This is a genomic window from Luteipulveratus halotolerans, assembly GCF_001247745.1.
GTDB classification, from domain to species: domain Bacteria; phylum Actinomycetota; class Actinomycetes; order Actinomycetales; family Dermatophilaceae; genus Luteipulveratus; species Luteipulveratus halotolerans.
Genome location: NZ_LAIR01000002.1, coordinates 3,777,999 through 3,799,685 on the forward strand (window position 1 = coordinate 3,777,999; position 21,687 = coordinate 3,799,685).

The 21,687-nt window shown below is 67.8% G+C and carries 22 protein-coding genes and 2 tRNA genes; 19 read left to right on the forward strand and 5 right to left on the reverse strand.

What is annotated here, in order from left to right; translation table 11 throughout:
- Window positions 1-238: 238 nt before the first annotated feature.
- The 14 genes from gyrB to VV01_RS19070 all read left to right on the forward strand — a co-directional run bounded on the left by gyrB (window position 239) and on the right by VV01_RS19070 (window position 13,250).
- A complete protein-coding gene (gyrB, locus tag VV01_RS19015; protein ID WP_071606445.1) occupies window positions 239-2,326 on the forward strand; it encodes a DNA topoisomerase (ATP-hydrolyzing) subunit B in 2,088 nt (695 codons plus the stop codon).
- An 80-nt stretch (window positions 2,327-2,406) separates the two neighbouring features.
- Window positions 2,407-5,028, forward strand: coding sequence for a DNA gyrase subunit A (gene gyrA / locus VV01_RS19020; protein ID WP_050671270.1), 2,622 nt, complete (start codon window positions 2,407-2,409; stop codon window positions 5,026-5,028).
- Window positions 5,025-5,612, forward strand: coding sequence for a DUF3566 domain-containing protein (locus tag VV01_RS24525; RefSeq protein ID WP_071606446.1), 588 nt, complete (start codon window positions 5,025-5,027; stop codon window positions 5,610-5,612). Before gyrA ends, VV01_RS24525 begins: the two co-directional genes overlap by 4 nt.
- Window positions 5,613-5,723: 111 nt before the next feature.
- A complete protein-coding gene (locus VV01_RS19030; protein WP_050671271.1) occupies window positions 5,724-6,641 on the forward strand; it encodes an SIS domain-containing protein in 918 nt (305 codons plus the stop codon).
- A 1-nt stretch (window position 6,642) separates the two neighbouring features.
- Window positions 6,643-7,554, forward strand: coding sequence for an ROK family protein (locus tag VV01_RS19035; protein ID WP_050671272.1), 912 nt, complete (start codon window positions 6,643-6,645; stop codon window positions 7,552-7,554).
- Window positions 7,551-8,084, forward strand: coding sequence for a 1-phosphofructokinase family hexose kinase (locus tag VV01_RS24020; protein ID WP_197275107.1), 534 nt, complete (start codon window positions 7,551-7,553; stop codon window positions 8,082-8,084). The genes VV01_RS19035 and VV01_RS24020 overlap by 4 nt, the downstream gene beginning before the upstream one ends.
- A 9-nt stretch (window positions 8,085-8,093) precedes the next feature.
- Window positions 8,094-8,468, forward strand: a complete 375-nt coding sequence (locus VV01_RS24025) for a PfkB family carbohydrate kinase (protein ID WP_269431154.1) — start codon at window positions 8,094-8,096, stop codon at window positions 8,466-8,468.
- On the forward strand, window positions 8,465-9,298 hold the full coding sequence (locus VV01_RS19045) for a class II fructose-bisphosphate aldolase (protein ID WP_050671273.1): 834 nt from the start codon (window positions 8,465-8,467) through the stop codon (window positions 9,296-9,298). The genes VV01_RS24025 and VV01_RS19045 overlap by 4 nt, the downstream gene beginning before the upstream one ends.
- 101 nt (window positions 9,299-9,399) lie before the next feature.
- Window positions 9,400-10,743: an adenosylmethionine--8-amino-7-oxononanoate transaminase gene (gene bioA / locus VV01_RS19050; protein ID WP_050671274.1), complete on the forward strand. Its 1,344-nt coding sequence runs from the start codon at window positions 9,400-9,402 to the stop codon at window positions 10,741-10,743.
- A gap of 116 nt (window positions 10,744-10,859) precedes the next feature.
- Window positions 10,860-12,068 carry an 8-amino-7-oxononanoate synthase gene (locus VV01_RS19055; protein ID WP_407942942.1) on the forward strand — a complete coding sequence of 403 codons (1,209 nt, stop codon included), beginning with the start codon at window positions 10,860-10,862 and terminating at the stop codon, window positions 12,066-12,068.
- Complete coding sequence (gene bioD, locus VV01_RS19060; RefSeq protein WP_050671275.1) at window positions 12,065-12,769, forward strand: dethiobiotin synthase; 705 nt, start codon at window positions 12,065-12,067, stop codon at window positions 12,767-12,769. The genes VV01_RS19055 and bioD overlap by 4 nt, the downstream gene beginning before the upstream one ends.
- A 53-nt stretch (window positions 12,770-12,822) precedes the next feature.
- A tRNA-Ile gene (locus VV01_RS19065) sits at window positions 12,823-12,899 on the forward strand.
- Between the two features lie 40 nt (window positions 12,900-12,939).
- Window positions 12,940-13,095: a DLW-39 family protein gene (locus VV01_RS23495; protein ID WP_157508932.1), complete on the forward strand. Its 156-nt coding sequence runs from the start codon at window positions 12,940-12,942 to the stop codon at window positions 13,093-13,095.
- An 82-nt stretch (window positions 13,096-13,177) separates the two neighbouring features.
- Window positions 13,178-13,250, forward strand: a tRNA-Ala gene (locus tag VV01_RS19070).
- A 224-nt stretch (window positions 13,251-13,474) separates the two neighbouring features.
- On the opposite strand, the gene VV01_RS19075 is transcribed toward VV01_RS19070, so the two are convergent.
- The gene (locus tag VV01_RS19075; RefSeq protein ID WP_157508933.1) at window positions 13,475-15,250 is read right to left on the reverse strand and encodes a hypothetical protein; all 1,776 of its coding nucleotides are present in this window, start codon (window positions 15,248-15,250) and stop codon (window positions 13,475-13,477) included.
- Window positions 15,251-15,256: 6 nt separating this feature from the next.
- Window positions 15,257-16,162 (reverse strand): site-specific integrase, encoded by a 906-nt coding sequence (locus tag VV01_RS19080; protein WP_050671277.1) that lies wholly within the window; start codon window positions 16,160-16,162, stop codon window positions 15,257-15,259.
- 114 nt (window positions 16,163-16,276) lie between these two features.
- On the opposite strand from VV01_RS19080, the gene VV01_RS19085 reads away from it, so the two are divergent.
- Both VV01_RS19085 and VV01_RS19090 read left to right on the forward strand, forming a co-directional pair.
- Window positions 16,277-16,564, forward strand: a complete 288-nt coding sequence (locus VV01_RS19085; RefSeq protein WP_050671278.1) for a hypothetical protein — start codon at window positions 16,277-16,279, stop codon at window positions 16,562-16,564.
- Between the two features lie 181 nt (window positions 16,565-16,745).
- Window positions 16,746-17,105: a helix-turn-helix domain-containing protein gene (locus tag VV01_RS19090; protein ID WP_050671279.1), complete on the forward strand. Its 360-nt coding sequence runs from the start codon at window positions 16,746-16,748 to the stop codon at window positions 17,103-17,105.
- Here VV01_RS19090 and VV01_RS22495 read toward each other — a convergent pair.
- Complete coding sequence (locus VV01_RS22495) at window positions 17,087-17,344, reverse strand: helix-turn-helix transcriptional regulator (protein ID WP_231635280.1); 258 nt, start codon at window positions 17,342-17,344, stop codon at window positions 17,087-17,089. The two genes, VV01_RS19090 and VV01_RS22495, sit on opposite strands and share 19 nt — an antisense overlap.
- Window positions 17,345-17,455: 111 nt before the next feature.
- Between VV01_RS22495 and VV01_RS19095 the strand changes: the two genes are divergently transcribed.
- From VV01_RS19095 to VV01_RS23500, 3 genes are read left to right on the forward strand one after another with little or no spacing between them, the layout of a single operon-like run.
- Window positions 17,456-17,998, forward strand: a complete 543-nt coding sequence (locus VV01_RS19095) for a hypothetical protein (protein WP_157508935.1) — start codon at window positions 17,456-17,458, stop codon at window positions 17,996-17,998.
- Window positions 17,998-18,567 (forward strand): hypothetical protein, encoded by a 570-nt coding sequence (locus VV01_RS19100; protein ID WP_157508937.1) that lies wholly within the window; start codon window positions 17,998-18,000, stop codon window positions 18,565-18,567. Before VV01_RS19095 ends, VV01_RS19100 begins: the two co-directional genes overlap by 1 nt.
- Entirely contained in the window at window positions 18,557-18,745 is a 189-nt protein-coding gene (locus tag VV01_RS23500; RefSeq protein WP_157508938.1) for a hypothetical protein, read from the forward strand. The genes VV01_RS19100 and VV01_RS23500 overlap by 11 nt, the downstream gene beginning before the upstream one ends.
- Window positions 18,746-18,760: 15 nt before the next feature.
- Here VV01_RS23500 and VV01_RS19105 read toward each other — a convergent pair whose 3' ends face one another.
- Window positions 18,761-19,639, reverse strand: a complete 879-nt coding sequence (locus tag VV01_RS19105) for a DNA adenine methylase (RefSeq protein WP_050671282.1) — start codon at window positions 19,637-19,639, stop codon at window positions 18,761-18,763.
- Complete coding sequence (locus VV01_RS19110; RefSeq protein WP_157508940.1) at window positions 19,636-21,126, reverse strand: hypothetical protein; 1,491 nt, start codon at window positions 21,124-21,126, stop codon at window positions 19,636-19,638. The genes VV01_RS19105 and VV01_RS19110 overlap by 4 nt, the downstream gene beginning before the upstream one ends.
- Between the last annotated feature and the right edge of the window lie 561 nt (window positions 21,127-21,687).

Genomic DNA, 21,687 nt, shown 5'->3' on the forward strand with positions numbered 1-21,687 from the left:
ACGTGGGGTCGTGATTCCCCTATCGCGTCTGCGTGTGTTCGGTGGCGACACGTGTCCACAGGGCCCTCCACGCGCACGTTCCTGTGCGGTCGACAGGTAGACTGGACGACGGTCCGTGCGCTATCGACCACGGTTCCTGCCGGAGCCGTGGCCGACCCGGTCGCGCGGGCTCATCCACGCCACCTGCGTGGTCTGCGCCTGCGCCTGCAGGTGTGCGCCACGTGCGAGAAGGAGCACCGTGTCTGACGCGCCCGACGAGACGCCCGACATCACCCGCGCCGGCGAGACCGCTGCCGACACCCCTGCAGCGCCACCGCGTGCTCCCGAGGAGGAGAAGGCGTACGACGCCGACGCCATCACGGTTCTCGAGGGCCTGGAGGCGGTACGCAAGCGCCCCGGAATGTACATCGGGTCGACGGGCGCGCGCGGTCTGCACCACCTGGTGCAGGAGATCGTCGACAACGCGGTCGACGAGGCGATGGCCGGCCACGGTGACTCCATCGAGGTGACGCTGCTCGCCGACGGCGGAGTGCGGGTCGTCGACCACGCCCGCGGCATCCCGGTCGGCATCAACAAGGCCTACGGCATCTCGACGGTCGAGCTCGTGCTCACCCAGCTGCACGCCGGTGGCAAGTTCGGTGGCGGCGGATACAAGGTCTCCGGCGGTCTGCACGGCGTCGGCTCCTCGGTCGTCAACGCGCTGTCGACCAGGCTCATCGCCGAGGTCCGCGTCGACGGCGACGTGCACCGGATGGAGTTCGCCGACGGCGTGCGCCTGGCGCCGCTGGAGGTCGTCGGTTCCACCGACCCCGGCGACACGGGCACGACGATCACGTTCTGGGCCAACGGCGACATCTTCGAGACGACCGACTACGACTTCGACACACTGCGGGCGCGCTTCCAGCAGATGGCGTTCCTCAACAAGGGCCTGTCGATCTCGCTGACCGACGAGCGCCCCCACGAGATCGAGGCGGGCGAGGCCGACGAGGCCGCGGCCGAGGGCCAGACGGTCGACTCGAAGCCGCAGACCGTCACCTACCGCTACGACGACGGTCTCATCGACTACGTCAAGCACCTCAACTCCTCCAAGCGCAGCGAGCCGGTCCACGAGGACGTCATCGCGTTCGAGGCCGAGGACCCCGAGCGGCTGCTGTCCGTCGAGCTGGCCATGCAGTGGACGACGGCGTTCAGCGAGTCGGTCCACACCTACGCCAACGCGATCAACACCCATGAGGGTGGTACGCACGAGGAGGGCTTCCGCACCGCGCTCACCTCACTGATCAACGCCTTCGCCCGCCAGCAGAAGCTCCTGCGCGACAAGGACGACAACCTCACCGGTGAGGACATCCGCGAGGGTCTCACCGCGGTCGTGTCGGTCAAGATCGGTGAGCCGCAGTTCGAGGGCCAGACCAAGACCAAGCTCGGCAACTCCGAGGTACGCGGTTTCGTCGCCTCCTCGGTGCGCGACGAGCTCGGCCACTGGCTGGAGGCGCACCCCAACGAGGGCAAGGCGATCGTGCGCAAGGCGGCCCAGGCTGCCGCAGCCCGCATGGCGGCGCGCAAGGCCCGCGAGGCCACCCGTCGTAAGGGCCTGCTGGAGTCCGGCGGTCTGCCCGGCAAGCTCAAGGACTGCCAGTCCAACGACCCGACGATCTCCGAGGTCTTCATCGTCGAGGGCGACTCGGCCGGTGGCTCGGCGGTGCAGGGGCGCAACCCGCACAACCAGGCGATCCTGCCGATCCGCGGCAAGATCCTCAACGTCGAGAAGGCCCGCATCGACAAGGTGCTGGCCAACAACGAGGTCCAGGCGCTCATCTCCGGCTTCGGCACGGGCATCGGCGAGGACTTCGACATCACCAAGGCGCGCTATCACAAGATCGTGCTGATGGCCGACGCCGACGTCGACGGCATGCACATCCGCACCCTGCTGCTGACGCTGCTGTTCAGGTTCATGCGCCCGCTGATCGAGGCCGGCTACGTCTACCTCGCGCAGCCGCCGCTCTACCGCATCAAGTGGTCCAACCACGAGCACGAGTTCGCCTTCTCCGACCGTGAGCGCGACGCGCTGATGAAGGAGGGCCAGTCCAAGGGCTGGCGGCTGCCCAAGGACAACGCGGTGCAGCGCTACAAGGGTCTGGGCGAGATGAACTACGAGGAGCTGTGGGAGACCACCATGGATCCCGACCACCGCATCCTGCTCCAGGTCACCCTCGACGACGCCGCGGCTGCTGACGAGATCTTCGCGGTGCTCATGGGCGAGGACGTCGAGTCGCGCCGCGGGTTCATCCAGAAGAACGCCAAGGACGTGCGCTTCCTTGACATCTGACATGGCTACGCAGGCGGAGGGCCCCTGGCCGGAGCCGGCCGCGACCGTCGTACGAATCTGCATGAAGGACAAGGGAACTCATGACTGACGACATGCCGCCCACCGAGGGCGAGGGTCCCGTCGTCGACGAGAACGGTGTCGTGGTCGGCAACCGCGTCGACCCGGTCGACATCAACACCGAGATGCAGCGCAGCTACATCGACTACGCGATGGCCGTCATCGTCAGCCGTGCGCTGCCCGACGTGCGTGACGGCCTCAAGCCGGTGCACCGCCGCATCGTCTACGCGATGTACGACGGTGGCTACCGCCCCGACCGCGGCTACAACAAGTGCAGCCGCGTCGTCGGTGACGTGATGGGTCAGTACCACCCGCACGGTGACACGGCGATCTACGACGCGATGGTGCGTCTGGTGCAGCCGTGGTCGATGCGCTACCCGCTGGTCGACGGTCAGGGCAACTTCGGCTCGCCCGGCAACGACGGCGCTGCCGCCCCGCGATACACCGAGTGCCGGATGGCGCCGCTGGCGATGGAGCTGGTGCGCGACATCGACAAGGACACCGTCGACTTCGAGCCCAACTACGACGGCAAGACCATGCAGCCGAGCGTGCTGCCGGCGCGCTTCCCCAACCTTTTGGTCAACGGATCGGCCGGTATCGCGGTCGGGATGGCCACGCAGATCCCGCCGCACAACCTGCGCGAGGTCGCGGCCGGCGCGCAGTGGTTCCTCGACCACCACGAGGCGACGCGCGAGGAGCTGCTCGAGGAGCTCATCAAGATCATCCCCGGCCCGGACTTCCCGACCGGCGCGCTGATCATGGGACACAAGGGCATCGAGCAGGCCTACCGCACCGGTCGTGGCTCGATCACGATGCGTGCGGTCGTCGAGGTCGAGGAGATCCAGGGGCGCACCTGCCTGGTCGTCTCCGAGCTGCCCTACCAGGTCAACCCCGACAGCCTCGCCGAGAAGATCGCGATGCTGGTCAAGGACGGCAAGGTCGCCGGCATCGCCGACCTGCGCGACGAGACGTCGGGTCGTACGGGCCAGCGCCTGGTGATCGTGCTCAAGCGCGACGCCGTCGCCAAGGTCGTGCTCAACAACCTGTACAAGCACACCCAGCTGCAGCAGACGTTCGGCGCCAACATGCTCGCGCTGGTCGACGGCGTCCCCCGCACGCTGCCGATCTCGGCGTTCATCCGTTACTGGGTCGAGCACCAGATCGACGTCATCGTGCGTCGGACAACCTTCCTGCTCAACAAGTACGAAGCCGACATCCACATCCTGCGCGGTCTGCTCAAGGCCCTCGACATGCTGGACGAGGTCATCGCCCTCATCCGGCGGTCCTCCAGCGCCGAGGTCGCCCGCGAGGGCCTCAAGGAGCTCCTCGGTGTCGACGACATCCAGGCGCGCGCGATCCTGGACATGCAGCTGCGCCAGCTCGCAGCGCTGGAGCGTCAGAAGCTCATCGACCGCCACGACGAGCTGCAGGAGCTCATCGACGACTGCAAGGACATCCTGGCCAAGCCGGAGCGTCAGCGGCAGATCGTCAAGGACGAGCTCGCCGAGATCACCGACAAGTTCGGCGACGACCGGCGTACCAAGATCGTGCCGTTCGACGGCGACATGAACGTCGAGGACCTCATCCCCGAGGAGGACGTGGTCGTCACGATCACGCGCGGTGGTTACGCCAAGCGCACCAAGACCACCGAGTACCGCTCGCAGCGGCGCGGTGGCAAGGGTGTGCGCGGTGCCCAGCTGCGTGGTGACGACGTGGTCGAGCACTTCTTCACCAGCTCCACCCACAACTGGCTGCTGTTCTTCACCAACCTGGGTCGGGTCTACCGGGTCAAGGCGTACGAGCTGCCCGAGGGCTCGCGCGACGCCAAGGGGCAGCACGTCGCCAACCTGCTGGAGTTCCAGCCGGGTGAGCAGATCGCGCAGGTCCGGTCGATCAAGAACTACGAGGACCAGCCCTACCTCCTGCTGGCCACCCGCAACGGGCTGGTCAAGAAGAGCCGTCTCCCCGACTACGACTCCCCCCGCTCGGGCGGCCTCATCGCGGTCAACCTGCGCGACGGCGACGAGCTGGTCGGTGCGGCCCTCGCGAGCTCGAGCGACGACGTGCTCCTGGTGTCGCGCAAGGGTCAGTCGGTGCGGTTCAACGCCACCGACGAGACGCTGCGGCCGATGGGTCGGGCGACCTCCGGCGTCACGGGCATGAAGTTCCGCGACGGCGACGAGCTGCTCTCGATGAACGTCGTGCGCGAGGGTGAGGACCCGGACGTCTTCGTCGTCTTCGAGAACGGTCTCGCCAAGCGGACCGCCGCCTCCGACTACCCGACCAAGGGTCGCGCGACGCTCGGCGTCAAGGTCGCTCAGCTGTCCGACCGCGGCGGCGACCTGGTGGGTGCGCTGACGGTCTCCGAAGACGACGAGGTGATGGTCGTCATGGAGAAGGGCAAGATCGTCCGTTCGCGGGTGGACGAGGTACGCCGCACCGGTCGGTCCACGATGGGCGTCCAGTTCGCGACCCCGGCCAAGGGCGACTCGATCGTCGCCGTCGCCCGCAACACCGAGCGCGAGGTCGAGAAAGAGGTGGACGATGGCGTACCGTCGGACGCGTCAACGACCCCCGAGGACACTGCGTCTCCCGCGGAGCCGGAGTCGTCTGGGGGGTCCAGCGAGGCAGGAGACGATGAGTGAGCACGTCAGAAGACACCGAAGCAGCCGCCAAGCCGGCTGCGAAGGCTGACGCTCCGGCGGCACGTCTGCCGCAGCCGACCGGTCCGGCGCAGTCGTCCGCCAAGCCCGCCAAGCCGGCCAAGCCCGGCAAGGGCCCCCGCCCGCAGGGCAAGGGGCCGGCTGCAGGTCGCCCGGCGGCTCAGCGCCCGCCCGCCCCCCGTCGTCCCGGTCGCGCGACGCCCCGCCGCGTCCGCCTCACGATGTCGCGGGTCGACCCCTGGTCGGTCATGAAGATCGCCTTCCTGCTGTCGGTGGCTGCTGCCATCGCCGGCGTCGTGATGGTCGCCGTGCTGTGGACGGTGCTGTCCGGCATGGGTGTCTTCTCCGACGTCCAGGACATGCTGCGCACGCTGAGCTCGGACTCCGGCGGCTCGTCGTTCAACCTGATGGACTACATCGGCTTCGGCCGGATGGTCTCGCTGGCGGTCGTGATCGGTGTCATCGACATCGTGCTGCTCACGGCGATCGCGACGTTGTCGGCGTTCCTCTACAACATCTGCGCCTCCCTGGTCGGTGGTGTGCAGCTCACGCTGTCCGACGAGTGAGCCCTCACGCGTCCGTACGACGGCCCGGTGACCTCAGCGGTCACCGGGCCGTTGTCGGACGCCCCGGCCACGGCCGCCGTGCACCAGGTGGGCTGGCCTAGATTGGCGGCCATGCCGACGAACAGCAGTGCATCCCACCTGGCCGACGAGGTCGCGAGCCAGCCGGACCTGTGGGCGAAGGCCGCCCGGCTGGCGCCCGAGCTCGCCGACCGCCTCCCGGCCGACGGCTCGCGGGTCGCGGTCGTCGGGTGCGGCACGTCGTGGTTCGTGGCGCAGGCGTACGCCTCCCGCCGCGAGGAGCTCGGCCGGGGCGAGACCGACGCCTTCACCGCCACCGAGCTGCCGCCGGCCCGGCAGTACGACGCCGTGCTCCTGCTCTCGCGGTCGGGCACCACGACCGAGGTGATCCGTGTCGCCGAGGCGCTGCGCGGCCGTACTCCCACGTACGCGATCGTCGCCACCGAGGGCACGCCGCTGATCGACCTGGTCGATCACGCGATCACACTGCCGGACATGGACGAGCGGTCGGTCGTGCAGACGCGGTTCGCGACCTCGACCATCGCGCTGCTGCGCGCCTCGCTCGGAGACGACCTCACGCCCGCGGTCGAGCAGGCCCGTGCCGTGCTCGTCGAGGACGAATCGACTGCGGTCGGCGACCTCGTCGACGCCGAGCAGATCACCTTCCTCGGCACCGGCTGGACGCTCGGGCTCGCTCACGAGGCGGCCCTGAAGCTGCGCGAGTCGACCCAGTCGTGGGCCGAGTCGTACTCCGCGATGGAGTACCGCCACGGCCCGATCAGCATCGCCACGACCGGGCGGGTGACGTGGGCGCTCGGTCAGGTGCCCGACGGGCTCGCCGACGACGTCGCCCGCACCGGCGCCCGCTTCGAGCACCGCGACATCGACCCGCTCGCCGACCTCGTCCGCGTGCACCGGCTGTGCCTGGCGCGGGCTGCCGCGCGCGCGCTCGACCCGGACGCCCCGCGCCACCTCACCCGCTCGGTCATCCTGACCACGCCGGGCAGCTGACGTGAAGGCCCCCGAAGCCACGGCCGTCGCAGCGTTCGACGTCGGCGGCACACGCGTCAAGGCAGCACTCGTCGACGTCCAGCTGCAGGTGATCGCCGCCGTCACGGTGCCGACACCGCCGACGATCAGCACCGATCCCGGCGGTGCGCTGAGACCGGTGCTGGACGACCTGCGCGGCCGGGTCGAGGGAGTCAAGATCGTCCGGGCCGGAGTCGTCGTGCCCGGGCTCGTCGACGACGACACCGGCACCGCGGTGCTCGCGGTCAACCTGGGCTGGCGTGACGTGCCCCTCGGCCGGCTGGTCGGCGACGCGCTCGAGGTGCCGACCCGCATCGGTCACGACGTCCGTGGCGGCCTGCTCGCCGAGCAGCGTCTCGGTGCGGCGCACGGCACCGACAGCGTCCTGTTCGTCCCTGTCGGCACCGGCATCGCCGCGGCCACGATGGTCGACGGGCACCTCCTGCGGGCGGGCGGCTGGGCGGGCGAGATCGGCCACGCGGTGGTCGATGCCGACGGAGCCCTCTGTGCGTGCGGGTCGCGCGGCTGCCTCGAGACGATCGCGTCGGCGTCCGCGATCGCGCGGCGCTACACCGAGCGGACCGGTCGCGACGCCACCGCCGAGGACATCGCGCGCCGGGTCGTCGAGGGCGAGGTCGAGGCCCGAGCCGTCTGGACCGAGGCCGTCGACGCGCTCGCGCAGGTGCTCGCCGTCACCCTCACCGCGACCGGTGTCGACCGCGTCGTCGTCGGCGGCGGACTGGTGCTGAGCGGCGAGGTGCTGCTCGATCCGTTGCGTCGCGCGCTGCACGCGCGGATGACGCTCGGCAGGAGGCCCGAGGTCGTCGCCTCACAGCTGCTCGACCGGGCCGGGTGCCTCGGTGCAGCCGTCCTCGCCTGGGACTCCGTCGAGTGATCCTCACCCTCACCCCCAACCCCGCGCTCGACGTGACGTACGCCGTCGACCACCTCGACGTCGGCGCCAGCCATCGCGTGCGGTCCGTCGTCGAGCGCGCCGGGGGCAAGGGAGTCAACGTCGCATCCGTCCTGCGCCAGACCGGCCACGCCGCCGGTGTGTACGGCCCGGTCGGTGGCGCGGTCGGAGACCAGCTGTGCGGCGATCTGCGGACGCGAGGCGTCGCCGAGGCGATGACCCACGTGAACTCGCCGACCCGGCGTACGGTCACAGTCATCGCCGAAAACGCAGGCAGCGCAACGGTTCTCAATGAGCCCGGTTCGTTGTCGGTCGACGAGTGGCGGCGCGTGCTCACCGACCTCGAGAGCGCGCTCACCCGCAGCGCCGAGGTGCTGGTCGCCTCCGGCAGCCTGCCGGCGGGAGTGCCGGAGGCGGCGTACGCCGATGTGGTCCGGCTGGCGCACGAGCACGGCGTGCCCACGATCATCGACACGGGCGGGCCCGCGCTGCTCACCGCGCTCGACGCCTAACCCGATCTGATCAAGCCCAACCACGACGAGCTGCGCGAGGTGACCGGCCACACCGACCCACTCACCGGAGCGCACGAGCTCCAGCGGCGCGGGGCTCGCGCCGTCGTGGTTTCACGTGGTGAGGACGGGATGCTCCTGCTCGGTGCGGACGGTACGGTCCGGACGGCGAGGACTCGCGAGCCGTTGCACGGCAACCCGACCGGGGCCGGCGACGCCGCCGTCGCTGCTCTCGCGGCGGGTCTCGGTGAAGGGCTCGACACCTCTCGGCTGCTGCGCCGCGCCGTCGCCTGGTCGGCCGCCGCAGTCATCCGACCGGTCGCGGGCGAGATCGACGTGGCGCTGGCCGAACGACTGATGCACGACCTCATCGAAGGAGACGCATGACCCTCGCCCGTCTCGACGACGTCCTGGTGCAGGCCCGCGCCGCGGGACGGGGCGTCGGCGCGTTCAACGTCGTCCAGCTCGAGCACGCGCACGGCCTGATCGCGGCCGCTGAGGAGACCGGACTACCGGTCGTGCTCCAGATCAGCGAGAACGCCGCGCGCTACCACGGGTCGCTCCTCGGCATCGGCACCGCGACCCGGGTGCTGGCCGAGGCATCGCCTGCCACCTGCGTGGTCCACCTCGACCACGCCACCGACACCGAGCTGGTCCGGCAGGCGGTCGACCTGGGGTTCACGTCGGTGATGTTCGACGGGTCGACGCTGCCCGACGAGCAGAACCGCGACGTCACGGCCGAGGTCGTCGCGCGCTGTCATGAGGCCGGCGTCTCCGTCGAAGCCGAGCTCGGCGAGGTCGGCGGCAAGGACGGCGTGCACGCGCCCGGCGTCCGCACCGACCCCGACGACGCGGCTGCGTTCGTCGACGACACCGGCGTGGATGCGCTCGCGGTCGCCGTGGGTTCGTCGCACGCGATGACCGAGCGCAGCGCTCGGCTCGACCACACGCTGATCTCGCGGCTCCGTGACGCGGTGCCGGTGCCGCTGGTGCTGCACGGGTCGTCCGGTGTGCCCGACGCCGAGATCGTGCGCGGGCTGCGCGCAGGGCTCACCAAGGTCAACATCGCGACGCACCTCAACGCGGTGTTCACGGGCGACGTACGCCGGGTGCTGGGTGCCGATGAGCGGCTGGTCGACACACGTAAGTACCTCGGCCCGGCTCGTGACGCCCTGCGTGACGAGACCGCGCGGCTGCTGCGGCTGCTCGCGTCCTAGCGGCCTCTGGGCTCGCCCGGATCAACCAGCGCGGTCAGACTGGGGCCAGACGTACCGGACCGAATTGAACACCGTTCAGGAGATGGGGCACACTCGGTCGTGTGACCGCCCCCACAGCACTCGGCTCGGTGATCGCCCGCGATCGCGGCCTGCTCTGGCACCCGTACGCCCCACTGCGCGGCTCGCTGCCGTACGAGGTCGTGGGCGCCGAGGGTCCGCGGCTGCACCTGGTCGGTGACGACGGCGTACGCCGGTCGGTCGTCGACGCGATGAGCTCGTGGTGGTCGGTCGTGCACGGTTATCGGCACCCGGCCCTCGACGCGGCGGCCCGCGCACAGCTCGACCGGTTCAGCCATGCGATGTTCGGGGGACTCACCCACGCGCCGGCGGTCGAGCTCGGCGAACGCCTCGTGGCCATGACGCCGAGCGGCCTGGAGCACGTCTTCTTCGCCGACTCCGGATCGGTGTCCGTCGAGGTCGCGATGAAGGTCGCGCTGCAGTACCAGGCGGCGGCCAATCACCCTGAGCGCCAACGGTTTCTGACGATCCGCGGTGGCTATCACGGCGACACGTTCGCGGCCATGAGCGTGTGCGACCCGGTCGACGGGATGCACTCGGCGTTCCCCGGCGTGCTGGCCCGCCAGGTGTTCGCCGACCGTCCTCCGCTCGCCCGTTCGGCCGACGAGGTGCGTGGCCTCACCCGAGACACCTCCGACGCCGTACGCCGATGGGCCGCCTCCGTGAAAAACGTTGCGTTCCAGCATGGTTCGGCGTGTGCGGCCATCATCGTCGAGCCAGTCCTGCAAGGCGCAGGCGGCATGCGTCCCTACCCCGCCGACTGCCTGCGCGTGCTGCGCGAGGTCGCCGATGAGCACGGCATGCTCCTCGTCCACGACGAGATCGCGACCGGATTCGGCCGTACCGGAACCCTTTTCGGCTCCGACTGGGCCGGCGAGGATGCGCGACCCGACATCCTGTGCGTCGGTAAGGCCCTGACCGGCGGATATATGACGTTGGCCGCCATGCTGTGCACCGGCGCGGTCGCCGAGACCATCGAACGCAGTCAGTTCGGTGCAGTGCTGCACGGACCGACGTTCATGGCCAACCCGCTCGCGTGCACCGTGGCGGCTGCCTCGCTCGACCTGCTGATCGAGCGTGGGTGGCAGAGAGACGTGGCTCGGCTCGAACGCGGTCTCGCGAATCTGCATGAGGCGCAGTCGCTTTCGTCGGTCGACCACGTGCGCGTGCTGGGAGGAGTCGGTGTGATCCAGCTGCGTGAACCCGTCGACGTCGTCGCGGTGACGCGCGCCGCACTCGAGCGTGGTGCGTGGGTGCGACCGTTCCGCAACCTCGTCTACACGATGCCCCCGTACGTCAGCACCGACGACGACCTGCGTACGACGTGCGCTGCGATGATCGGCGCCGTCGCGGAGGTGCACGGATGAGCCCCCATCCCGCCAGTCGAGTAGCCGAGCCGGTATCTGCTGGTCGAGTAGCCGAGCCCCCCAGGGCGAGGCGTATCGAGACCGAGGCGCCGTCCACACTGACCCACCTCGCCACGCTGCGAACCCAGCGCGAGGCGAACGGCGTTGTCCGCCAGGCAGATCCGCCGAACAGACCGCCCCGCGTCGACCTCGCGAGCAACGACTACCTCGGTCTCTCGCGAGACTGGCGCGTACTCACCGCGGCGCGAGAAGCCTTGGACGACAACGGATCCGGCGCCCGAGCGTCACGCGTCGCGCGTGGCACGCTCCCCGTCCACCGCGACGCCGAGCTCGCCCTCGCACGACTGACCGACCAGCCGGACGCGCTGGTCTTCTCGTCGGGCTACACCGCCAACCTCGCGGTGGTGACAGCACTCGCCGACGCGGACACGCTCATCGTGTCCGACCAGCACGTGCACGCGTCGCTCATCGACGGCACCCGGCTCGCCCGCGGGCAGACGTCGGTGTTCCCCCATCAGGACGTCGACGCGGCACAGTCCTTGCTGCTCAACCGTTCTCAGGCTCGCGCGATCGTCCTGGTCGAGTCTGTCTACTCCGTGCTCGGCGACGCCGCCCCGTTGCTCGGCCTCGTCTCTGCTTGTCGTGACCACGACGCCCTCCTCGTCGTCGACGAGGCTCACGGGCTCGGCGTACGAGGTGACGGCAGAGGACGCGTCCACGAGCTCGGTCTCGCCGGTGATCCCCACGTGGTCGTCACGGCGACACTGTCGAAGGCTCTCGGCGCCCAGGGCGGAGTCGTCCTCGGGCCGACCGTCCTACGGGAGCACCTGGTCAACACGGCGCGCTCGTTCATCTTCGACACGGCGCTCGCACCGCCGGCGGCCGCGGCAGCATGCGCCGCGGCCGAGGTCGTTCTCGCCGAGCCGGACCGTGCGCGCTCGGTCTTCCGCGTCGCCGAGCACCTGTGCAGCCGGCTGCGGCATCACGGCCGCGACCTGGCGGGCGTACGAGACCTGCAGCCGTCCGACGGCGCCGTCCAGTCGGTGCCGATGCCGTCGGCGCGTGTCGCGGCCGACATCGCCGTAGCGCTCGCGCGGGAGGGCATCGACGTCGGCTGCTTCCGTCCCCCTTCAGTGCCCGACGGCGTCTCACGCCTGCGCCTCACGGCCCGCGCCACCATCACCGACACCGAGGCGGACGAGGTCGCCCAGCGCCTCGCCCACCACCTGCGTACCGCCCTCGCCGACTGCGCATGTCGCGCTGGTTCGGAGAGTCCGCAACCCACGCGACATGCGCACTCGGCCGGAAGGGACGGCGCCCGATGAGCCCGGCGATCGTCGTCACCGGCACCGACACGGAGGTCGGCAAGACCGTCGCGACCGCTGCCCTGGCGTCGGCCCTCACCGCGGCCGGCCGTCGGGTCCACGCGTACAAACCGGTGCAGACAGGTGTGGCGCACGACGACGAGGGCGACCTGCCGTTCGTACGCCGCGTCGCCGGCGTACCCGTCACCGATGGGGTGCGGCTGCGTGAGCCGATGGCCCCGGTGCAGGCGGCCTCCGTCGAGTCGCGGCAGCTGCCGCCGGTGGCCGAGCACGCCCAGGCCGTACGCCGGCTGCTGGCCGACCCGTCGACCGACGACGTGCTCGTCGAGGGCGCCGGTGGACTGCTGGTCGAGCTCGACGACGACCGCGCCACGCTCGCCGACCTCGCGGCCGACCTCGACGCGACCGTGGTGGTGGTCGTGCGGGCCGGGCTCGGCACGCTCAACCACACGATGCTCACACTGGAGGCATTGCGTGCGCGCGGTCTGCGCGTCGGCGGTGTGATCGTCGGGTCGTACCCTCAGCAGCCTGCGGCGGTCGAGCGCGCCAACCTCGCGCACCTGACCAGCGACGACGCGATCGACCTGCTGGGCGTCCTGCCGTCCGGAGCGGGCTCGTGGAACCCCGCGGAGTTCGGTGCAGCGGCACCCTCATGGCTGCCCTCGGTGCTCACTTTGGTAGCACGGCGACCCGTGGGGTAAAGTCGGTGCTCGCGCGCCGTCCGGCTTCGGCCGGGGGGCGCCTGACGGTGTAGGGGCCTATAGCTCAGTCGGTTAGAGCGCTGTCCTGATAAGACAGAGGTCACTGGTTCAAGTCCAGTTAGGCCCACCACCGCCAGTCCCGCTCAATCACAGTGACGAGGAGTCCTGAGATGAAGAAGGCCCTGATGGTGCTCGCGGCGGCTGGCGCCGCTGCTTTTGCCAACACCAAGTACAAGCAGCACAAGACCGGCAAGGAGCTGTGGGCCCAGGCCAGCGACAAGCCGGGCGAGAAGGTCATCGGCGGCAACAGCTCGACCGCCAGCTGATCTGAGTCAGACTTCCGAGGCCGCGAGGTCCCGGTCCGCAAGATCCTGGTGCCCGCGAGCCTGACCAAGGCCGCGGGCACTCGGGGGCGTGGCGCAATTGGTAGCGCACCTGCTTTGCAAGCAGGGGGTTAGGGGTTCGAGTCCCCTCGCCTCCACCGAGGGTCGTTTGTATAAAACGGCTGATTACGTTTGTACGGCAACCCGTAGATGAGCCGGATCGCCTCTTGAGGAGGCGATCCGGCCTTCTGCATCTGTGCCGAGGGGTTGAGCGTGACGGTCCGCTGGCCTTTGACGGCACAGCGAGTGGGCTGAGCAGCCCCTACAGACCACTTCCGGGCATGCTCGCGCCGGGGGTGCTCTCTAGGGGAGGTCGTCGTCGTCAGGCTTGCGCGGCGGCGGGCGGTGCGTTGGGAGCGGAGGTCCAGCCCTTGGTTGCTTCGCGGCGGCGTTGGCGTCGCACTGGGGCGGCTGCGATGCGGCTAACGCCGATCTGTGCGTAGAGCCAGTTGAGGATCTTGCGGACGTTAGTCGCGGCGATCATGACGACGAGGCTGATCAACTGGGCGATCCAGCCGCGTCGGGGTCGCAACTCGGCATCGTCCACGGGACTGAACTTGCCGTCCTTGATGGACTTGTTCATCGACTCCACGCTCTGGCGTCCAGTGGTGAAGTGAGCCTGCCAGTCGGGTGAGCGGTAGGGGTAGGCCTGCTCGTACTTGGCTCCGGCAGAGGGCGGGATGGTGAGTGTCTTCTGCTCGCAGACTTTGGGGGAGGGGTTGACGAGCAGCGGGAGGTGGATGCGGGTGAGCGGTCGATCCAGCGCGGCGGGGTGTGGTTCCTTGCGCGGGCATTTCACTGTGGCCGAGGCCCCGACTGCTGGGCATTGGTAGCGGGTGAAGCCATCGGAATCTGGGCGTTCCTTGTGGTGCAGTGCGTAGGGTTCGCGCTGTCGCAGCCGTTCGGCGTAGGTCTGTTTGCTAATGCGGCGAGGATCGCCGTCGTCGCGGAGGAAGAAGTCGATACTGGCGTCTTGGAGGGGTTCTGGCATGGAGGGGCAGTACCACTGGCCTTCGACAAGGATCGCGCCCGCGCTGCCCGCTTGCCGTCCTAGAGCGTGCTCGCTGCGGTCGTAGTCGAACACCAATCGGTGGCCGCGAGCACGGAGGGGTAACGCGAGGTCTGTCGCCTTGGTTCCGGGCAGGTAGGCGCGGTCGCTGACGAAGTGTCGGACTGGCAGGTCTCGGCTGCGTAGCGCGTCCACGCAGGCGAGGGCGTTCTCGGCCAGGCGCTTTCCTGGAACGTCGAGGGTGGCGCTGAGCATGACGAGGGGCACGCCGTCGCCGTAGGTGACAGCGGTGTGCAGGTCTCGTCCCCAGATCAGTGAGTCCGAACGGCGTTGGTAGGTCGTTGCGGCTCGCGAGGTGCCGCTGCCGTCGTGGTTGCCGTCTCGTTTGTACCAGCCTGCCTCTGGGTCAGAAGATGACCAGGGCGAGGAGTGGCCTCGGCCCCGTGCGGGCGCTTTGATCACGGTCGCATCAACTGCGATGTCGCCCTTGAACTGGCGGCGCACCTTCCGGGGCAGCAGCATCCAGGTGCCCCACAGCAATGCGTTGCTGAAGGCGTGGCCTCGTTCGCGGTGCAGCCGCGAGGTCTCGGGGTCTCTGGACGCGAGTCGATCTGCAACCTCTGTCTTGGTCATCGTCCGGTAGAGCGACCCCGGCTCGGGGTTCATCAGCCGGACGAGCCGTCGATAGGTGTTGTACGCGCGGTGGTACAGCGCCATCTCGCTCAGGCTCTCCGGAAGCACGATGTCGAGGATCGCCAGCGACTGCGCGTCGGCCTGGCGGATCAGGTCGCGCATCTCGGTGAACAGCGGTGGGCGACGGTTCAACGTGAGCACCAGCATGAGCGCGACGATCTGCACCTCGGACAGCATCGGCGTCGGGCCTGGGCGGCGTGCGCCACGGTCCGCACGCGTCCATTGCTCGATGAGGGCACTGATGCCCGAATGCTCCACGATCCTGTGGGCCGTCCGAAACAGGCCGGTCCCGTCCCCCGTGACCGGACCTTCGCTCGGGAAGAAGTCCATGCCGAACAGCGCCGCGAGGGAGTCGTTATCCCTCGGGGTCGCGCTCGTGCGGGACTTCCTTGCCATGGGGCCTCACAGGCTCCGCAGGTGTCGTCGCATCGCTGCGCGCACTTCGTCACGGGTGGGCGGCGGGAGGTAGGAGAAGAGTTTCTCGATGGTGCGGAACGTCTGGAGTCCAGCGGCGGCTGCCAACGGGCCAAGTGGCGTACCGGTCGCCATGTGGTGCAACAACCACGTGTTGCGCATCCGTCCGACCGTGGGCGTCACGCCGACCTCTGGCCGCGCGGTCGCGATGAAGTTCCACAACCAGTTCTTGGTGGTCACAGTTCGCTGAGGCCCGACTGCCCATTGCTGTCCTTCGCGTTCTGCGATCAGGTCGATGAGTTCTTGCTCCCATTGCCACAGCACGGGAACATCGCGCTCATCGCGGACCGTGATCAGGACGCCGTGGTCGTCCGCCTTGATGTCCTGGACGCGCAAGCCCATGATGTCGTGCGTCGAGAGTCCGGCTCCCAGGCCGAGTGCCAGGATCGTCCGACAGTCGCGGCGTCGCTGCGGCGTTGTCTGCCCGACCGCCCATGAGCGCAGCGCCACTTGCTCGTGGACTTCGTAGGGTCGGGCGGGGTTGTCCCGGTAGACCGGCTGAAGGCGAGAAACGCGCTCGTCGGGTGGCAGGACGGCCTCTGCTATGCGCAGCAGCATCGTGCGGCGGGTTGCTTGGCTTGTGGGTGCGAGGGTCGGGCAGCCTCTTGCGATGTACTCCGCAATCGTGTCGCGGTGCAGGATGATCGACTTCTCCACGGGTAGGCAGGCGACGAGGACTGCCCAGCGGGCGAGCGCGGTGAGCGCTCCCATCAACTTCCTGGTGGGGTAGCGGGCTTCGGTGCGTTGCTGTGCCTCGGTGATCGTGGTGCGCACGAACTCCCTGATAACCGCCCATTCGCTGGCGGTGAGGGATCGAGGCTCGAAGTCGTTCACGTCCTGCCAGACCTCTCGGTCGCGATGATCGTAACTACGACCACTGTAGCAGTCGGGGATGACAAGGACTCGCGCCTCCCACGGGGGACCGTCATTGCGGTCTAGGTTGGAGGCGTGGGACGCAGGGAGCGGCTGAAGCCGTTTGAGATCAGCGCGGACTGGCCGACCGCGCCGGTGGCCGATCCGATCCACGAGTCCGTCCGGCGCTACGTCGTCAACCTTCGAACGGCCATCGGGGAGGGCTCGATCCGCTCGGCTGCGGAAAGCAGTGAAGTCAACTACTCGACGTTGCAAGCGATTCTGACCGGGCGTGCGTGGCCGGACGCCATCACGGTAGCCCGCACCGAACGCGCGTTCGGGGCGCGGCTCTGGGACGGGCCGGTCGCTCTGCCGAAAGACTGAGCGAGTACGGGGTGTCAGCGGTACCTGCATGACACGAGGGTGGGCTGGTCGGTGCGCCGAGTCCCGGAGTGTTTGGTTCCGGTGGCCGGGACGGATTCTCCGGCGGGCGGGCTGAGGTGACCGGCGGCCTGACTAGGGCATCCGGTGGCCTTGTTGAGGCGACTGGGCTAGCGTTGTTGGTGTGCAGAAGGGCAACCGGCCAAGGGACTTCCTCGTGACCCCGAAGAACTTCGGTCAGTTCGAGGAGGTCGCCTGGAGGGCTGACCTCGCACACGACGCGCAGGACCTGCTGAAGGCGGCGCAGTGGCAGCACCTGGTCGTGGTTGGCGTGCGTGACGCCTTGCAGTATCGCAACTGGCTACCAGAGGACCTTGCGGAGCATGCGGGCATTGGACGGCAGCAAATGTGGCGCTACCTCCGCGGCGAGTTGCTCATGCCGCTGACCTATTTCGCGATGGCGCAGCGGTTGCTCGATGTGCGGCTGGTCGATCCGTCATCGGAAGCGCCACGACGAGTCGGGACTCAGGTAGAGCCGGACTGATCCGAGGTCCACACCGGGGCGAGCAGAGTGTCCAGGGTCACGCCCCAGGTCTTCGCCAGCAGCAGCCAGGTGCGCAGGTCGCCGTGGTACTTCCCAGAAGCGATGTTGAGCAACGTCTGACGGGCCAGCCCAGTCGCGTCGGCAAGTTCTTCGTACGTCTGATGATGCCGTCCTCGTTCGGACAAAAAGACTTCGCGGAGGCGGGTCAGATCGGGCTCTGCGCGACGCGGCTTATTCACCTTCTTATTGCACCGGGACCGTCGCAGATGCGCAGCACAGCATCTTGTACTTTTCGGCACAGGATGCTTTGCTGAAGGTTCAGTCCTTGCGCATCGGAGGTGCTACATAGCATGAGTCAGTTCAGCCAGGCCACCCGTCTTCTCGGACGCCGAGAAGCCTTGCGCTGTTTTGGAATCGGGGTGATCGGAGCAACGAGCGCAGCAGTCCTCGGCGCATGTGGCAAAGACACTTCGACTGGACCGGGCTCGACTGTCGCGGCGCAGTCACTCGCTGCGTTCTTGCGAGGCTCGTGGGCGATCTCGTTCCCGCTTGATGCGGAGCGGAGCCCGTTCACCGTGACCGTGAAGGACGGCGCATGGAGCGCCGACTACCGAGACGGTGAGGAAGGCACCTGGAAGTACGCGGGCGGCTCGCTCCAGATCGTGAACTGGACTGGGGATAACTCGGTCGGGACAGCGACCGGTGTCCCCGAACAAGTCACAGAAGGTTCGGTCCCGAGCACACTCCCGTGGACCTGGAAGGGCACCGCCGACTCCTCGACCGACGACGACCTCAGTTTTGGTCTTGCCTGGGACCAGCGATCGAGCACCATGACGATCACCGCGACCGATGCCAACGGCCAGCCGCTCGTGATCGAAGCGAAGCGTTCCTGATGCAGACATCGACTAAAGCCGCGTTCGGCGCTGGAGTGGCAACGCTCGTCGGCGGTGCGGTCGGGCAGGGGCTCGGTGTGGCCCGTGCTGCCCGAGCGATGAACGGCCAGATCGACGCCGACCTTGAGTTCCTCCTGGAGAACGGCTACCTGCCGAACGTGCAGCCCGTCTTGCCGCTCACTGGTTCCCGACCGCGCAGCAAGGTCGCGATCTTCCTGACCAGTTGGGCAATCGGCTCTCTCGGCATCTTTGTGTTGATCTTCCTCGCAAGCGTTCTCGTCACGGCTGCCGCGAACGATCCGGAACACTCCGTGGCGCTGGCCGTCGTCGGCGGCGGCCTCACCGGACTGGGCGCGGGCATCCTCGGCGGTTGGTTGCCGGGACTGATCTTGTTCGCGATCCTCGGTACCCGTGAGAACGTGCGCCGTGCGGTCGGCGTCGTCCTAGAAGAGTTTCGGGAGTACTGGGAGGCCCGCACCGAGGCGATGCACGCGATCCCGCAGGGCCGCGACCCGTACGTCGTCTGGAACTGCCTTGCGACCTACCGGCTTCCCCTCGATGACGCCTGAGCAGCCGATGCCGGACTGGCTCGCGCGACTCGAAGCCGAGATCGAACACGAGGACGCCGAAGACGCCCTCCTACCTGACGACGCCGAGCGGCCCGAGATCATCACCTACGAAGGCTGCGCAGATGCGGGGTGTCTCAGGCGTCGGCGCGCATCGTCAGTCACCGGATTCCACGACTGAGCCAGATCAGTGGGGCTACGCCGATATCCAGGACGCGTTTGCTCCGCGCAGGAGTTGGATGCTGCTCACATCAAGCAGCGGGCTAAACACCACTACCTCCGATCCGATGTGTTGGCGCTGCGCAGTATGCGCGATATCGAAACGAGCCATCCTGAGTCGTGAATAGAGGTCCTCCGTTATTCGTTCGCTCACGTCGTAAGTAAGCATCCAGGGAGTTGAGCATCCACGAAGATGATCTGCTAGGAGTCGATGGTCGTTATAGGAAAGCGAGTCGAGGTAGAGGTCTTCGCCTTGGACGATGTATGGAGGATCGACGTAAGCGAAGACCTTCGATCCAAGCGATTCAATATCCTCCATGAACCTGCGGCCATCCATCTGTGTCACCTGCACCCGACGCCGATACTGCCCTAGAAGTCGGACTCGCGCCGCCAGTTCGGCCCTGTTGAAGCGTGCGTCGATCTTCCACTTTCCCGTCTGGTTCAACCCTCCAATCGGGCGTGCTGTGAGGATGCCCGAGCGGTTGCATCTGTTGAGGAAGAACGTCGAATACCCGAGTTGCAAGTCGTCGTGTGCCGATGGGGTCTCGAAGACTTGCCGCGCCTCGTGCCATCGGTCGATGTCAACGGTGGCGTGCTCGATGAGCCGCGCGAACGGCTCAGTGTGGTCGAACACGCAGCGCCAGAAGGCGGCGACGCCGGGAGATAGGTCGTTGATCCGGACCGAGCGAACCGTCTCGTCAACTAGCAGTCGGAGGGCCGCACCAGCACCGCCTGCGAACGGTTCGGCGTAGATTGAGGGTCGGGGAGTTTGAGCGCGGATGAGCGCCGACAAGTATGGGGCAACGCGGGCTTTGCCGCCTGGGTACCGCAGCGGACTCAGGTAACGATGGCTCACTTGGCACTGCTCGCGATGAGTTGATCCAAACGCTCCAGGAGCGGTCTGAACGTCAGACTCAGTGCCCGGACCTCAGTGGGCGCGGCCTGGCCGTGCACGTTATGCACGAAGGCATGAAGAGACTGGACGGCAAGCGCGTCATTATCCTGAGACTTGATCCATGCCGCCTCCAACGTCTTGTCTCGCTTCGTGGGATTCTGGCATTCGGGGTCGATGGAGAGCAGTGCGTGGCGAATCTTCTTCTTCAGCGACTCCCCTTCGGATGCTCCGGTTACCGCTCTCGACTGGATCGCGTCGGTGATCACCAGTTCCACGATGACGCGCAGGAGTATCCCGCAGACCGGGGCAGCGTCGTTGATGTTGATCCTCTGCGCCATGCCCAGGAGTTCCCGAATCCTCACGTGGACATGAGGTAACTTCAACGACTTGAAGATCACGTTCTCAGGCGGTGGTGTGCGCCCGCGCTTCTCGTCACTACCCGCGCCCGACCTGTTCTCCGACTCGCCCGCGCCGGAAGCGCTGTCGTCCTCCTGAGAGCCAGTTCCGTTTCCAGATGCCTCGCCGCTTCCCGAATCCGCGCCACCGGTGGTGCCGGAGCGAGTGGCCTGGCCTCCCGTGGGTGGCAACGGATGCTGGCCCGGACTTCGTGGCTCAGCCAGCCGTCGCGCTCTGTCGGGAAGCACATCGGAGCGCTCGCTGATGTACGCCCTGCGCTGATCTTTTGACTTGATGTCGGTAACGGTTACGCCAGAACGTGCCGCCAGATCGCCGAAGATTCGACCTATTCCTGGGCGGAGGTCCTCAGTCTCGTACTCAAACAGCACGTCGTCGCCGTCGAAGAGGAACCCAAAATCTCGTCGCACATCGGGGTCCGCGACCAAGCGACCGAGCGTGGTGAGCCGATTTCGGCGCACGGCGGCAACGTCACTGAGCAGCGAGGCATCCCCGGCGAAGTCCGTCTCGACGGCCTGGCAGAACAGGGTTGCCCGGTCGGCCTGACTCCCTCTCCGGCGACGGTAGTTGTTGGTCTGCCACGCCTGCCAACCCAGGACACCGACACCATCGTTCTCGCCCGTGTGGCGGAGTTCAATCCAGTGACGTGCGGCCTCGCGGCTCTCGGCTTTGAACACGTCGATTGAGTCCGGCCCAACTCCGATCTGTTGCAGCGCCTTGAATCGCCGGACGAGTTCAATTCCCAACTGCTCACTTGCCGCCGTGGCAAGGTCAGGATTGCGAAGGAGTTTCAGCGCCGCAAGGCGTCGGTTTCCTTCAACGACCACCAACTCGCCATCCTCCTCAACCACGACGGGGAGTTCAGTCGGATTCAGCGACCCCTCGTTCGCGATGTCTTGGGCAAGGTTCACCAGTTTGGGTGCGGCATCCACAAGCATGGCCGTCACCGCCTCGTCCTGGCCGCTGACCTGCTCAGGGAAGCGCGGGTTGCGTTCGTCTAGCAGGAGTCCCGACACAGCCTCGTTGATGACCATGAGCATTCCTCCCGTGAGCCTACGCTGCGCCGACATTAGCAGTGACGAACCCGCATCCAGGCGATGCCGCTCGCGCCGGACTCCGACACCTCAGTGGAAGCACCTTGCAGCGGCTGTCAGTCCCTGGTGATACCCCTTGATCGGGGCAGTTCGAACACGGAGGTCACCATGGATCGCTCGACAGACCTTATGACAGTCGTCGTGTGGCGCAACGGCAAGGTGCACGTGAGCGCAGACGGGCTCGCGACCGTGTGCGGAGCGACCCTCTCTCCAACCACCGGGCGGGTGGTCGGGGAGACGACCGACTGGGCGGGGCAGGTGTCCTGTTTCAACTGCGCCTATCGACACACGCCAGAGGGGTACCTCGTTCCACGCTCGGGGAAGGACTTCCCCTTGCGCAAGGAGTGTTCTAAGCATCGCGGGCAAGCCGCTGGGCAGTGCAGTTCGTGCAACCCGGAGACCATCAAGCCACAGTGCTGGCCATGCCCGAACGGCTGCACCGACCCGAAGGCGCATGATCCCCTATATCGCTACACCCGCTGCACCGTCTTCCCGCAGCGC

Excerpts from the sequence above, each read along its gene's own strand:
- VV01_RS23500 (WP_157508938.1), top strand. The coding sequence starts at position 18,557 with ATGACGCCTGAGCAGCCGATGCCGGACTGGCTCGCGCGACTCGAAGCC.
- gyrA (WP_050671270.1), top strand. The coding sequence starts at position 2,407 with ATGACTGACGACATGCCGCCCACCGAGGGCGAGGGTCCCGTCGTCGAC.
- VV01_RS19110 (WP_157508940.1), bottom strand. The coding sequence starts at position 21,126 with ATGGTCATCAACGAGGCTGTGTCGGGACTCCTGCTAGACGAACGCAAC.
- VV01_RS19075 (WP_157508933.1), bottom strand. The coding sequence starts at position 15,250 with ATGGCAAGGAAGTCCCGCACGAGCGCGACCCCGAGGGATAACGACTCC.
- VV01_RS19095 (WP_157508935.1), top strand. The coding sequence starts at position 17,456 with ATGAGTCAGTTCAGCCAGGCCACCCGTCTTCTCGGACGCCGAGAAGCC.
- VV01_RS23495 (WP_157508932.1), top strand. The coding sequence starts at position 12,940 with ATGAAGAAGGCCCTGATGGTGCTCGCGGCGGCTGGCGCCGCTGCTTTT.
- bioD (WP_050671275.1), top strand. The coding sequence starts at position 12,065 with ATGAGCCCGGCGATCGTCGTCACCGGCACCGACACGGAGGTCGGCAAG.
- VV01_RS19030 (WP_050671271.1), top strand. The coding sequence starts at position 5,724 with ATGCCGACGAACAGCAGTGCATCCCACCTGGCCGACGAGGTCGCGAGC.
- VV01_RS19100 (WP_157508937.1), top strand. The coding sequence starts at position 17,998 with ATGCAGACATCGACTAAAGCCGCGTTCGGCGCTGGAGTGGCAACGCTC.
- VV01_RS19045 (WP_050671273.1), top strand. The coding sequence starts at position 8,465 with ATGACCCTCGCCCGTCTCGACGACGTCCTGGTGCAGGCCCGCGCCGCG.